Origin of the sequence: Bradyrhizobium sp. RDM12 (genome assembly GCF_051917485.1) — a bacterium.
Classification (GTDB): Bacteria; Pseudomonadota; Alphaproteobacteria; order Rhizobiales; family Xanthobacteraceae; genus Bradyrhizobium.
Window position 1 is genome coordinate 604,551 of the sequence record NZ_CM133064.1, and the last position, 13,234, is coordinate 617,784.

At 64.3% G+C, this 13,234-nt stretch carries 11 protein-coding genes and 2 pseudogenes; 4 read left to right on the forward strand and 9 right to left on the reverse strand.

The window, feature by feature from the left end:
• Window positions 1-80 precede the first annotated feature (80 nt).
• Window positions 81-794, forward strand: coding sequence for a RadC family protein (gene radC / locus ACTGJ9_RS02915; RefSeq protein WP_456675848.1), 714 nt, complete (start codon window positions 81-83; stop codon window positions 792-794).
• 12 nt (window positions 795-806) lie between these two features.
• Here radC and ACTGJ9_RS02920 read toward each other — a convergent pair whose 3' ends face one another.
• The 3 genes from ACTGJ9_RS02920 to ACTGJ9_RS02930 form a co-directional block, all read right to left on the reverse strand.
• On the reverse strand, window positions 807-965 hold the full coding sequence (locus ACTGJ9_RS02920) for a hypothetical protein (RefSeq protein WP_456675849.1): 159 nt from the start codon (window positions 963-965) through the stop codon (window positions 807-809).
• A 153-nt stretch (window positions 966-1,118) separates the two neighbouring features.
• Window positions 1,119-1,424, reverse strand: coding sequence for a hypothetical protein (locus ACTGJ9_RS02925; protein WP_456675850.1), 306 nt, complete (start codon window positions 1,422-1,424; stop codon window positions 1,119-1,121).
• 161 nt (window positions 1,425-1,585) lie between these two features.
• Window positions 1,586-1,960, reverse strand: a complete 375-nt coding sequence (locus ACTGJ9_RS02930; RefSeq protein ID WP_456675851.1) for a hypothetical protein — start codon at window positions 1,958-1,960, stop codon at window positions 1,586-1,588.
• Between the two features lie 277 nt (window positions 1,961-2,237).
• Here ACTGJ9_RS02930 and ACTGJ9_RS02935 point away from each other — a divergent pair.
• Window positions 2,238-3,817, forward strand: a pseudogene (locus ACTGJ9_RS02935) (peptidoglycan-binding protein).
• A gap of 79 nt (window positions 3,818-3,896) precedes the next feature.
• Here the strand turns inward: ACTGJ9_RS02935 and ACTGJ9_RS02940 are convergent.
• From ACTGJ9_RS02940 to ACTGJ9_RS02965, 6 genes are all read right to left on the reverse strand, one after another.
• Entirely contained in the window at window positions 3,897-5,096 is a 1,200-nt protein-coding gene (locus tag ACTGJ9_RS02940) for an ABC transporter substrate-binding protein (protein ID WP_456675852.1), read from the reverse strand.
• A gap of 80 nt (window positions 5,097-5,176) precedes the next feature.
• Window positions 5,177-7,015, reverse strand: a complete 1,839-nt coding sequence (locus ACTGJ9_RS02945; RefSeq protein WP_456675853.1) for an AMP-dependent synthetase/ligase — start codon at window positions 7,013-7,015, stop codon at window positions 5,177-5,179.
• 43 nt (window positions 7,016-7,058) lie between these two features.
• Window positions 7,059-7,847, reverse strand: a complete 789-nt coding sequence (locus tag ACTGJ9_RS02950; protein ID WP_456675854.1) for an ABC transporter ATP-binding protein — start codon at window positions 7,845-7,847, stop codon at window positions 7,059-7,061.
• Window positions 7,848-7,850: 3 nt separating this feature from the next.
• A complete protein-coding gene (locus ACTGJ9_RS02955) occupies window positions 7,851-8,609 on the reverse strand; it encodes an ABC transporter ATP-binding protein (protein WP_456675855.1) in 759 nt (252 codons plus the stop codon).
• A complete protein-coding gene (locus ACTGJ9_RS02960) occupies window positions 8,606-9,757 on the reverse strand; it encodes a branched-chain amino acid ABC transporter permease (protein ID WP_456675856.1) in 1,152 nt (383 codons plus the stop codon). Before ACTGJ9_RS02960 ends, ACTGJ9_RS02955 begins: the two co-directional genes overlap by 4 nt.
• 4 nt (window positions 9,758-9,761) lie before the next feature.
• Window positions 9,762-10,637 (reverse strand): branched-chain amino acid ABC transporter permease, encoded by an 876-nt coding sequence (locus ACTGJ9_RS02965; protein WP_456675857.1) that lies wholly within the window; start codon window positions 10,635-10,637, stop codon window positions 9,762-9,764.
• Between the two features lie 316 nt (window positions 10,638-10,953).
• On the opposite strand from ACTGJ9_RS02965, the pseudogene ACTGJ9_RS02970 reads away from it, so the two are divergent.
• Window positions 10,954-11,649 (forward strand): annotated as a pseudogene (locus ACTGJ9_RS02970) (ABC transporter ATP-binding protein); the annotation flags it as partial.
• The gene (locus ACTGJ9_RS02975; protein ID WP_456675858.1) at window positions 11,646-13,172 is read left to right on the forward strand and encodes a permease; all 1,527 of its coding nucleotides are present in this window, start codon (window positions 11,646-11,648) and stop codon (window positions 13,170-13,172) included. The pseudogene ACTGJ9_RS02970 and the gene ACTGJ9_RS02975, both read left to right, overlap by 4 nt.
• Window positions 13,173-13,234 lie beyond the last annotated feature (62 nt).

A 13,234-nucleotide genomic window follows, 5' to 3' on the forward strand; every position in this document is an offset into this window, starting at 1 on the left:
GTAGGTCGCGGCAGACTGTCCCCGGACGTCCCGGCACTTCATGGTTGCAAAACGCGCTCCGTACTGCATGGTTGTGCGCCATGCCCGACAAAACCAAGGCCGACGACAGCAAGCCCGGGGACACGCCGCACTATCTCGGCCATCGCGAACGGCTGCGCGAGCGCTTCTACAGCGCCGGCGCGGATGCGCTCAGCGACTACGAGCTATTGGAGATGGCACTGTTTCCGGCGCTGCCCCGGCGCGACACCAAGCCGCTGGCGAAAATCCTGATCAAGGTCTTCGGCTCGTTCGCCGAAGTCGTCCATGCGCCGGTGGCGCGGTTGCGCGAGATCGACGGCGTCGGCGAAGCCGCCATCAACCAGCTCAAGCTGATTGCTGCGGCCGCGCACCGCGTCGCCAAGGGCGAGGTCAACAGCCGCAACGCGCTGTCGTCCTGGAACGAGGTGATCGCCTATTGCCGCACCAGCATGGCCTTCGCCGACAAGGAGCAGTTTCGCCTGCTCTTCCTCGACAAGCGCAACCAGCTGATCGCCGACGAGGTGCAGCAGACCGGCACCGTCGACCACACGCCGGTCTATCCGCGCGAGGTGATCAAGCGCGCGCTGGAGCTGTCGGCAACCGCCATCATCCTCGTCCACAATCACCCGAGTGGCGACCCCTCGCCCTCGCAGGCCGACATCCAGATGACCAAGGCGATCATCGACATCGCCAAGCCGCTCGGCATTGCCGTGCACGATCACATCATCGTCGGCAAGAACGGGCATACGAGCTTGCGGGGGATGCGCTTGATCTAGGGCGACCGCATCCTACCGGACGAGCTGCCAGCCCTTCGGTGTCCAGCGCAGCAGCGCGCCCGACAGCGGCTTCGGCGCGCGAGCCATCATATTCTTCGCAACCGCCCGCAGCGCGTCGATCGCGGTGTTACTGTCTTCGCTGGAATAAAGCACGAGATCAGGCGACGGCACCGCAACGATCAGGACACCACCCTGGGCTTGCGCGAGCGGCGCCCAGCTGTCGATCAGTGCAAGCCGGCTGGTCTGATAATAGTCACCCTTCTCTCCCCTCTTCAGCCAACCCGCCCGCCGCCGTCGATCCCGTGATCGCCGGCGGCTGATCGTTCAGTAGCAGTATCTCGGATCGACCGGAACGTAGCGGCCGTCCGGGCGCTGCATGTAGCAGCCGCGCTGATAGGCGTAATAGCCGGACCGGCGACGCTCGCCTTCGGAGGCGATTGCAGCCCCCGTGCCGGCGCCGACGACGGCACCGATGGCGGCGCCGCGGCCACCGCCGAGCGCACCACCCAAAATCGCTCCGCCTACGCCGCCAATGATGGCGCCACCGATAGCGTCCTGCGCCACCGCGTCATGGACCGGGACGGCCATCGCGACTGCGAAACACGCTGCAATTCCAAGACGTCGAAGCATCCCGAATCCTCCCATCTGATGCGGCCAGTCATCGCGTCTGGGACGATCCCGGGCCAGAATAATCGCGCCAATCGGCTCGCCTCCGCCTTGCGTGACACGGCGAGCCTGTCGCGACAACCAGCCGATCGTGGTCGGCCTCTGAGGGGTACGCTTGCCCGCGGCTACGGCTCGATCCAGCGCTGCACCGCTTCCGCCGTGTCGGCGGGCGTCGTGTTGAAGCAGATCGCGGCCTGCGGCGCCAGGCGGTGAACGAGGTTGAGCACCTTCTCGAACAGCAGCAGCCGTTCCTTCGGCTCGCGCAGGCCAGCACCGATGACAATGCAATCGAAGCGCTCGTCGCGCAACGCGGCCGTTACCGCCGCTTCCGCGGCAGCGTCGAGATCGATCAGACAACCCGTGACCTCGTAGCCGAGGCCGCGCAGGCGCAGCAGCTGCGCTTCGATATAGTTGCGCACGAGCTCCGGCGTGAGCTGCGGAAATGCGCTGTAGTCCGCACTGCCGGGCTCGATGCCGATCGCGAGGATGCGCTTGGCCATCGCAGGATTCCCTAAGCAGACCGTCTCCGGTGCTAACGGACGGCCGCCAAGCCGGTTCCCGAACGCGCGTGGCGACGCGCGCTCGCTTACGTCGCTGATGTTGCGTCCTTTGACCGCAACCTTTCGCGCTGCACGTGTAAGCCACTTCACATGCACCGCCGCAATGGCCTGCCACATTTACCGAACCACGCCCACAGCCCCTGCCTCGATTGCGGCATGCGGCTCACGCCTGATTTGCACGACCAACCGATAGTTTAACAATTTGCAGGAGCGGGAGATGGTGTCATACGAGACTCTGAAGAGCGGGTATGAGGGAAACTGGGCCAATCTCCAGATCCGGCCCGCACGCCTTGGCGAAGCCAACGCAACGGCACGCAAAGCCATCAACGGCAAGGCGACCTATCAGCAGGTCGAGCGGCTGACCGGGGTGCCCTGGTACTTCGTCGCGCTCTGCCATTATCGCGAATCCAATTTCGATTTCGATACCTATCTCGGCAACGGCGAGTCGCTGAAGCGCGTGACCTGCCTCGTTCCGAAAGGGCGTGGCCCGTTCGCCTCGTTCGCCGACGGCGCCGTGGACGCGCTGCGGATCCAGCACTTCGTCGGCACGCAGGACTGGTGCATCGCGCGGACCCTGTACCGGCTCGAATGCTTCAACGGCCTCGGCTATCACGCCAAGGGCGTCAACTCGCCCTATCTCTACGGCGGCTCGACCCTGTACGGACCGACCGAGGCAAAGGCCGGCAAGTTCGTCGCAGACCACGTCTTCGATCCGAACCATGTCGATTCCCAGCTCGGCACCGCTGTTATCCTGCATGCGATGATGTCGCAGGATTCCTCGATCACGATCGACGACAGCCCGTCCATTGCCTTCCATTCCGAGCCCGACGAGGACGTGGCCTCGTCGGTCCTGCTCATGCAGCAGACGCTCAACAAGCTCGGCGCCAATCCGCCGCTCGACGAAGACGGCATCAGCGGACCGAAGACCAAGGCGCGGTCTCGCAATTTCAGCAGCAGCACGCCCTCGCGGATACCGGCCTGCTCGACGGCACCACGATGTCCGCCATCACGCGCGCTGGAATGCAGCCGGTCCGGCCGGCCAACATCGATCTTTCGCAGATCCTGAAGCGACTGGACAATATCTCACAGGTCGTGCAGCCAGGAGGGGCAACACCCGCATTGGCAGGCCCGATGTCGGGAGGCCAATCGGTCGATCTGTCTCAAATCCTGAGCCGACTGGAAAATCTCGCACAGCTGATACAGCCGGGAGCAACGACGCCAACGCCGATAGCGACCCCATCGGCGGCAACGGCGGCCGCAGCGCAGTCCATTCAGCTGCCCCAGATCCTGACCCAACTGCAGAGCCTCACGCAGGCCTTGCAGCCGGGAGCGACGGCCGCGGCGAGCCCAATGCCGGCGGCCAACAATGCAGTCGGCCTGCTCGGACAGCTGCTCTCGCTCGTCACCAGGACTGCACCCGGAACGACCACGACAGCAAATCCCGCTGCCGCTGATCAGCTCAAACAGGTGGTCGACCTGCTGAGCACGCTGCTCGGCAACAGGCCCGTGCTCGGCCAGGTCAACGGCGCGCTCGGCGAAACCATCGGCAAGCTGCTGGACGGCAAGAAGACGGCACTCGGCATCGCCGGCGCACTCATCACCGCGCTGCTCTCTGCCGTGACTGCGAGCCCGAGTGCCGGCGGCCTTGCCAGGCTGCTCGGGACGATCGCGTCCGCGGTGCCAGGCCTGAGCCAGTTCGCCCTCCCGATCTCGCTGGCGCTGACGGCCTGGGGCGTGCTCGGCAAGCTGGAGAAATGGGCCCAGGGCACCGCGCCGCCGCCCAAGCCGACGACCTAAAGCGCGATGAGATCAGGCGAGATGTGGCAAGGCGAGATGCGCTCCTCCCCCGCTTGCGGGCCCCAAGCGGGGAGAGGCATCAAAACATCAGATTGTCCTTCACCAGCACCCAGCGGCCGCCCTTGACCTGCTGCACTTGGGTGATGGTGTTGGCGAGGTGGTCGGTCTTGGAGAATTTGGTCGGCGGCGAGTTGAAGATGTCGAGGAACTTTTCGCCGGACTCGAGCGAGTCCAGCATCTTCTGCCCGGTCAAGTCCTTGCCCGCCTTGTCCGCATAGAAGGCGAAGGTCATCACCGCGTTGTAGCCGATGATGGCCTGCGTGTTGGCGTCGGTGCCGAACATCTTCTTGTAGTTGATCAGCCAGTCGTGGACCTTGCCCTTGGCAGTGTCCTCATAGGGAATCTCGAAGCCCGAGGCCGCATAGAGGCCCTCGACCGCCTCCTTGCCCAGCGTCGGCACCTCCAGCACGTTGGTCGGCGTGGCGCCGAGGAAGGTGACGTCCCAACCGAGCTTCCTGGCCTCGGTCATTGCGCCGATGGTCTCGCGGATGACCGTGCCGAGCACGACGAGATCGCAGCCGTCGGACTTCATCTTGGCCACTTGCGCGCTGAAATCGGACGCGCCGCGCTTGTAGCTCGTGATCGAGGCGGCCTGCACCTTCATCGCGGCAAGCTGCTGGTTGAAGCCGTCGAGCACGTTCTTTCCGTACTCGTCGTCCTGATGCATGATGCAGGGCTTCTGAAAGCCTTTCCATTCCACCATGTATTTCAGCGCGGCGCGGGTGCTCTCGACGTAAGGCAGCAGGTTGTTGAACTTGAGCCGCTCCTGCGGCTTGGCCGGGTCGAACTTGAAGGTGAATTCGGCGGCCGTCAGCGGAAACAGCTGGAGCACGCCGGCGTCGAACAGGATGTCCTGCGCGGCCAGCGTCGGCGCCGATCCCATCGAGCCGATCATGACGAAGATCTTGTCGCGCTCGATCATCTTCTGCGAGGCCAGCACGCCCTTCTTCGGATCGTAGCCATTGTCCTCGAGGATCATCCTGATCTTGCGGCCCTGGATGCCCCCGGCGGCATTGATCTCCTCGACCGCCATCTTCATGCCGTTGGAGACCGGCACGCCCCAGACCTTGATCGGGCCCGACAAATCCTGATGGGTGCCGATGACGATCTCGCCCGCCGAGATGCCCTCATTGGTGACCCTGGTTTGCGCTAGGGACGGCTGACAGGCGAGCGCAACCGCACCCACTGCAAGGCCGAACGCTCTCAACGATCTCGACATCGACGTCTCCTCTCCTGGGGGCCCGTATGGTACGAAGGGCGAGGGCCATCACTCCTTCGCTGTTTTTCGAACGAGACGATCTAGGCCACCCCGCGCGCGAGATACATTGCGTCGATCTCGGCGGCGTAGCGCTTGTTCACGAAATTTCGTTTCAGCTTCATGGTCGGCGTCAGTTCCTCGTCCTCCGGGGTGAGCTGGCGTTCGATCAAGTGGAACCTCTTGATGGTCTCGACGCGCGCGACCTTCGCGTTGACGCTTTCGATCCCGTGCCAGATCAGGTGCTGGATCTCGCTGGCCCGGCACAGGCTGGCGTAGTTGGTGAAGGGGATGTCGTGGTCCTGGGCGAACTTCTCGACATTCTCCTGGTCGATCATCACGAGGCAGGTGAGATAGGGACGCTTGTCGCCGATCACGACGGCGTCGGAGATGTAGGGCGAAAACTTGAGCTGGTTCTCGATCTCCGACGGCGTGATGTTCTTGCCGCCTGAGGTGATGATGATGTCCTTCATCCGGTCGGTGATGCGGACGAACCCTTCGTTGTCGATGGTGCCGACATCGCCGGTGTGCAGCCAGCCGCGATGATCGATGGTCTCGGCGGTCTTCTCGGGCTGGTTCAGATAGCCCATGAACAGGAAGTCGCCCCTGATCAGGATCTCGCCGTCGGGCGATAGCGCGACCTCGCCCCAGGGCACCGCCGTGCCGACCGAGCCAAGCTTGATGCGCGACCCCGGCATCATGGTCGCGACCCCGCAATTCTCGGTCTGGCCGTAGACCTCGTGGATGTCGATGCCGAGCGCGAGGTACCAGCGGATCAGATCCGGTGCGATCGGCGCCGCGCCGGTGAAGGCGATGCGGCAGCGGTCGAGCCCGATCATGCGGCGGATGTTGCGGAAGGCGAGCTGGTAAGCGACGCCATTGGCGAGACGCAGCATCAGCGACGGCGCCTTGCCCTCGATCCGGCAATCGACCATGCGATAGCCGATCCCGATGGCGCGGCGATAGACCCATTGCTGGAGCGGCGTCGCGTCTTTCAGCGCGATGGTAATAACCGAATAGAATTTCTCCCAGATCCGCGGCACAGCGAGGAACACGGTCGGCTGCACCTCGCGCAGATTGTCCGGCACGGTCTCCGGACTCTCGGCAAAATTCATCACCGAACCGAGCGCGACCGAGATGTAGTAGCCGCCGATGCGTTCGGCGACATGACAGAGCGGCAGGAAGATCAGCCGGTCCTCGTCCTGGCGCGCCGGGATGAAGTCGTTGGCATGCCGCATCTGGTGCGTGACGCTGCGGTTGGCGTGCATCGCGCCCTTGGGTGGGCCTGTCGTGCCGGATGTGTAGACGAGAACGGCGAGATCACCGGCGCTGCGGCAATCGATCATCTCCTGCCACAGCGCCTCGCGTCCGATCATGTGGTTGCGGCCGAGCGCGCGAAACTCGTCCAGCGACATCACCATCTCGTCGGAGAAGCCGCTGAGGCCCTCCATGTCGAATACGATGATCCGTTGCAGGCCGGGACAGCGCGCGCGACAGCCGAGGATCTTGTCGAGCTGTTCCTCGTCCTCGGCGAAGATCACCCGCGTCGCGGAATCTTTGATGAGATATTCGACCTGAGCCGATGCGTCGGTCGCATAGATGCCGGAGGAGATACCGCCGGCGCACAGGATACCCATGTCGGCATAGATCCATTCGGGCACCGCGTTGGCGATAATCGAGGCGACGTCACCCGGCACGAACCCGAAGGCGCGAAGACCGTAGGCGATCTCCTTGGAGATCTGCAGCCATTCGCGCCAGCTCGTCGGCTGCCAGATGCCGAACTTCTTCTCGCGGATCGCAGCCCTGTCGCCGCGCACCTCTGCCGCGCGCAAAAAGCTCCTCGCGATCGTATCAGCGACCGTCAGCACCGCCAGTCGGGCCATGCGCGTCTCCTCGTTGCCGCTTAGTTCTTCACCACCAGGCTTTTCATCTCCACGTCTTCTTCTTTTTCCAGCGCCGCTCGCCGCGTGCGCCGGCTTCCTTGGCGCCAAGGTAGAACTCCTGGATGTCCCGGGAATGCATCAAGCGGTCGCAGCTGTCGTTCATCACGACGCGGCCGATCTCCAGCACGTAACCATAATGCGCCGTCTCCAGCGCCACGCGCGCATTTTGCTCGACCAGCAGGATCGACATGCCCTGTTCCTCGTTGACGCGGCGGATGATGGTGAAAATCTCCTTCACCAGGATCGGCGACAGGCCGAGCGACGGCTCGTCGAGCAGCAGCAGCATCGGCCGGTTCATCAGCGCGCGGCCGATCGCAAGCATCTGCTGCTCGCCGCCGGAGAGCTGGCCGGCCGGCTGGTCGATGCGTTCTTTCAATCGCGGGAAATAGGCATAGACCCGCTCTAGATCCTCCGCCACGCCGTCGCGATCGCTGCGCGGATAGGCGCCCATCATCAGATTCTCGCGCACCGAGAGGAACGGGAACACCTCGCGTCCCTCCGGCACCTGGCTGAGGCCGAGCCGGACGATGCGATCGGCCTCCATGCGCTGGATCGGCTTGCCCAGGAACTCGATCGAACCTTTTTGCGGATCGAGAATGCCGGAGATCGTCTTCAACACCGTGGTCTTGCCGGCACCGTTGGCCCCTAGCAGCGTGACGATGCGGCCGCGCGGCACCTCCAGCGAGATGCCGCGGATCGCCATGATCGGCCCGTAATAACTCTCGATGTTGGAGAGTTTTAGAATGATGTCGGGCGCCGGGGTCGCATCCATGCATCAGGCTCCCAGATACGCGGCGACGACGTCCGGATGCTGCTGCACCTCGGCGGGCGAGCCCATCGCGAGCACCCGCCCGTAGTTCAGTGCGATGACGCGATCGGAGACGCGGTTGACCAGCGACATGTCGTGCTCGACCATCAGCACGGTCACGCCGAGCTCGCTCTTCATGTCGCGAATCCAGAACGACATGTCGTCGGTCTCCTCGACGTTGAGGCCGGAGGACGGCTCGTCGAGCAGGATCAGCTTCGGCTCCGAGCAGAGCGCGCGCGCGAGCTCGATCACCTTGCGCACGCCATAGGGCAGGCCCGAGATCAATTTATCGCGGTACGGCTCGAGGTCGAGGAATTCGATGACCTGCTCGACCCGGCGGCGGTCCACCTTCTCGTTGGCGCGCACGCTCGGCAGGAACAGCAATTCCTGCCAGAGCTGCGTGGTGGAATGGCGATGACGCCCGACCAGGAGGTTGGACAGCACCGTCGCGTTCTCGAACAGCTCGATGTTCTGGAAGGTCCGGGCGATGCCGAGTCTTGCGATATCGTAAGGCGGCTCTTCCGTGATGTCCTGGTCCTCGAAGAAGATGCGGCCCGAGGTCGGCCGGTAGATGCGCGAGATCAGGTTGAAGATCGAGCTCTTGCCCGCGCCGTTCGGCCCGATGATCGAGAGGATCTCGCCCTTCTCGACCGCGAACGACACCGCATCGACGGCCTTGAGGCCTCCGAAATGCAGCGACAGGTTCTCGGCGCGGAAACAGCTCATCGGTTCCGCTCCGATTTCACGTAGATCTTCTGCCGCTTGAAGGTCGCGCGCTTGTAGAGCGGGAACAGCTGGAAAAAGAGCTTGATCTTGAGCCAACGGCCGTAGATGCCGAGCGGTTCGAACAGCACGAACAGCATGATGATGATGCCGTAGATCGCGCCCTTCAGGCCGTTCAGCGAGGCAAAGGCCGCGACCTTGGACTGGATGTTTGCCGCGGTCGGCGTGCCCGCGCCGAACGTCGCGGCAACACCGGCGATGATGCCGGGCATGTCGTCCTTGAGGTAGGTCAGGAACGGATCGATCATCACGATGAAGATCGCGCCCAGTACCGCGCCGTGCAGGCTGAAGGTGCCGCCGATCAGGATCACCATGATGAACTCGATCGAGAGCTGCAACGTGAACATTTCCGGCGAGATGAAGGAGAGCTTGTGCGCGAACAGCACTCCGGCAAAGCCGGTGATCGCCGCCGAGATCGCAAACGACTTCACCTTGTAAAGCGCGACATTGACGCCCATGCTCCGCGCCGCGGTCTCCGAGTCCCGGATTGCGACGAAGGCGCGGCCCGTCGGCGAGCGCAGCAGATTGAGCGTGCCGACGATGGTCAGCACCAGCACCGCAAGGCAGAGGAAATAGAAGGTCGGGCTGTCGCGCGAGACCGTCACGCCGAGCAGCGACGGTGCCTTGATCCGTAGGCCCTCATTGCCGTTGGTGACGCTCTCCCAGCGCGCCAGAATCTCCTCGACGATGAAGGCGAAGGAGATCGTGGCGATGACCAGATAGATGCCCTGCAGACGCAGCGCCGGAAAGCCGACCAGCGCGCCGATACAGCCGGTCAGGACGCCCGCGGCGAAGAAATAGACCGGAAACGGCACGTTATATTTCTGCAGGTAAGCGGCCGTGTAGGCGCCGATCGCGAGGAATGCCGCATGCCCGAGCGAGGCCTGCCCGGTAAAGCCGGTCAGGATCATCAGCGCCACGCCGACGGTCGCATAGATGCAGACGAAGACGAGCTGGCTCATCAGATAGCTGGAGAGCACGTAAGGCGCGATCAGCAGCACGGCGAGCAGGAGGCCATAGGAGACCACGTAGCCGGAATGCGGAAACAGCCTGATGTCGTCCTCATAATCGGTCTTGAACAGGAAGCGCATGCGCTCAGACCTTCTTGCGGGCGTGAAGGCCGAACAGGCCTTCGGGCTTCAGCAGCAGCACGGCCAGCAGCACGATGTAGGGCGCAACGTCCTTCCAGCCCTCCGCCAGATAGAAGCCGGCCATGCTCTCGATCACGCCGATCAAGACGCCACCGACCACCGCGCCGGGGATCGAACCGAAGCCGCCGAGCACCGCGGCCGGAAACGCCTTCAGGCCGAGCACGAGGCCGACATTGGAGTGGATGAAGGTGATCGGCGCCAGCAGCACGCCGGCGCAGGTCGCCACCGCCGCGCTGATCGCCCAGACGATCGAGACCACGCGCTTGACCGGGATGCCCATGTAGTACGCCGCCAGCATGTTCTCGGAGCTGGCGCGCATCGCGGTGCCGAGCATGGTCTTGTTGAAGAACAGCCAGAGCAGCGCGCACAGGATGATCGTCGCCGCGATCACCGAGAGCTTGTCGTGGGCCAGCACCAGCGAGCCGATGCGCAGCACGCCCTGGCTGAACGGCGTCTCGATCTTGAAATCGTCGGTGCCCCAGATCATGCCCGCGACCGAGCGCAGGAAATAGCCGAGGCCGATGGTCGCCATGATGATGGAGAATTGCGGATAGCCGAGGATCGGCCGCACCACGATCCGCTCCGCCAGCATGCCGAACAGTGCCATCGCGGCCACCGCACCGGCAAAGCCGATCCAGTAGTTCAGGCCCATCATGCCGATGAAGGTGAAGGCGAAGAAGCCGCCCAGCATCATCAGATCGCCCTGGGCGAAATTGACGACCTCAGTGGCCTTGTAGACGAGCACGAACCCGAGTGCGATCAGGCCGTAGACACAGCCAAGCGCAACACCGCTGACCAGCTGCTGAACGAAATCCAGCATCGCCGCGTCCTCCCGATGCAACCAGCGGTTCTTGACGACCGCTTTGCCGCATCTTGTGTCCAGCCGCTACGCAGTCGTTTCGCCGCGTGAGCTGCCATTTGTCCCGGCGCCAATTCAGCCTGAACGCCCGAGCCCTGTCAACAAACGGTGACTTGCCTTTGGTCCAAGGTGGATGCCGGAGTTTGCGGCAGAGCGATTCACCGTGCCGAAACATCTTCAGGCCATGGTCGCGACCGATGCAAAACCGGATGGTGTGGCCGTCATGAAGCCGGACAGCTCGGCGCTCGAAGTTTTGGGGTTAACGAAGCGTTTTGACCGTTTGGCGGTCGATAGCCTCGATCTCACCATCCATGCCGGCGAATTCTATGCCCTGGTCGGCCCCAACGGCGCCGGCAAGACCACCACTTTGCGCATGGTTGCCGGCCTGCTGCGCCCCGATGCCGGCAGCGTCTCGATCTTCGGGATCGATGCGCTTGAAAACCCGGTCGCGGCCAAGCAGGTGATGGCCTGGGTCTCCGACGAGCCCATGGTCTATGACAAGCTCACTCCGCTCGAATATCTCGAATTCGTCGCCGGCCTCTGGGGCATCGCGCCGTCCGTGTCGAAACCGGTCGCCGAGGAACTCCTGAACTCGCTCGGGCTCGAGCCGCACCGGCACGAACGCTGCGAAGGCTTCTCCAAGGGCATGCGCCAGAAGGTGGCGCTTGCCGGCGCGCTGGTGCACGATCCCCGCCTCATCATTCTCGACGAGCCGCTGACCGGCCTCGACGCCGTCTCCGCCCGCCATGTGAAGGGCCTGTTGAGCGAGCGCGTTCAGGCCGGCTGCACCATCATCATGACAACGCATATTCTGGAGGTAGCCGAGCGCATGGCCGACCGCATCGGCGTGATCGCCGCGGGCCGCCTCGTCGCCGAGGGCACGCTGACCGAGCTGCGCCAGCAAAACGGCCATGCCGATACCAGCCTCGAAGATCTCTTCATCGCACTGGTGACGCTCCAGGAAGCTGCATGAGCTCGGCGACCGCTCTTTCGTGGTTTGCCCGTCACGAGCTTCGGCTCGCCTGGCGCGAATGGTTCGCCATGATCACGGGCGGCCGGCGCAGGCGCGCCCGCGCCGCCGTGATTGGCCTGCTGTTCTTCGCTGCAGTGCTGCATGTGCCGGCCTGGGCGGTGATCGGCCGCTTCGCCAATCTGCAACTGCCGCTCGACAAATCCTCGCTGATCGTGATCTCGGCGACGATCTTTCTCGCCTGGACCTTGATGCTGTCGCAAGCGATCGAATCCGTTACGCGGGTGTTTTACGCCCGCGCCGATCTCGATCTCATCATGTCCTCGCCGGCCACGCTGGCCAATCTGTTCTCGGTGCGCATCGCCGCGATCGCACTCACCGTCACCGTGATGGCGCTGTTGTTCTCGACGCCCTTCATCGACGTGCTGGTGATCGGCGGCGGGCCGCGCTGGCTTGCCGCCTTCGGCGTGGTCATCGCGATGGGCCTGTCGGCCGCGGCGATCGCGATTGCCGTCACCATCCTGCTGTTTCGCCTGATCGGCCCGGCGCGCACGCGCTTCGTGGCCCAGATCCTGGCTGCGATCATCGGCGCGGGCTTCGTCATCGCGCTCCAGGTCGCGGCGATCATCTCCTACGGCACGCTGTCGCGGTTCACCATCCTGACATCGGGCACCCTCGCCGCCCATGCGCCCGACATCGACAGCATCTGGTGGTGGCCGGCGCGGGCGACCATGGGCGACACCGAGGCGCTGCTGCTGCTCCTCGCACTCGGGCTGGTGCTGCTCGGAAGCGTGATGGCGATCTTCTCCGGCCGCTTCGCCGACACCGCGATCGACGCTGCCGCCCATGGCACATCCGGCCGCAAGCGCGCGAAGGAGCGTCCGTTCCGCGGCGGATCCCGCCAGCAGGCGCTACGGCGCAAGGAGTTCGTGCTGCTCTGGCGCGATCCCTGGCTGATCTCGCAGACCCTGATGCAGCTGCTCTATCTGGTGCCGCCGGCGCTGCTGCTCTGGCGCAGCTTTGCCGATAGGTCTGCGGCGCTGACGCTGATCTCGCCCGTCATCGTGATGGCCGCGGGTCAGTTCGCCGGCGGGCTCGCCTGGCTGACGATCTCCGGCGAGGACGCGCCCGATCTGGTGGCGACCGCACCGCTGACGCCCAGGGGCGTCATCCGCGCCAAGATCGAGGTGGTGCTGATTGCGATCGTCGTCATCTTCAGCCCGCTGGTGGCCACGCTGGTTTTCGCCTCGCCGTTCCAGGCTGCGATCACGGCCGCCACGATCATCATCAGTGCGGCCTCCGCCACCGCGATCCAGCTCTGGTTCCGGATCCAGGCCCGACGCAGCCAGTTCCGCCGCCGCCAGACGTCGTCACGGCTTGCGACGTTCGCCGAAGCCTTCTCCTCGATCGGCTGGGCCGCCACCGCCGCGCTGCTGCTCACGCTGCCGACCGCCGGAATCGTCAGCGGCCTGATCACCGCGGGCCTGGTGGCGATCACCTGGCGGTTCAGCCCAAGGCGGGAGTGAAGGTGCGACACTGACGCGCTGTTGATCGCGCCCCGTTGGCCACCCGTTGCGTTGCACGCTGG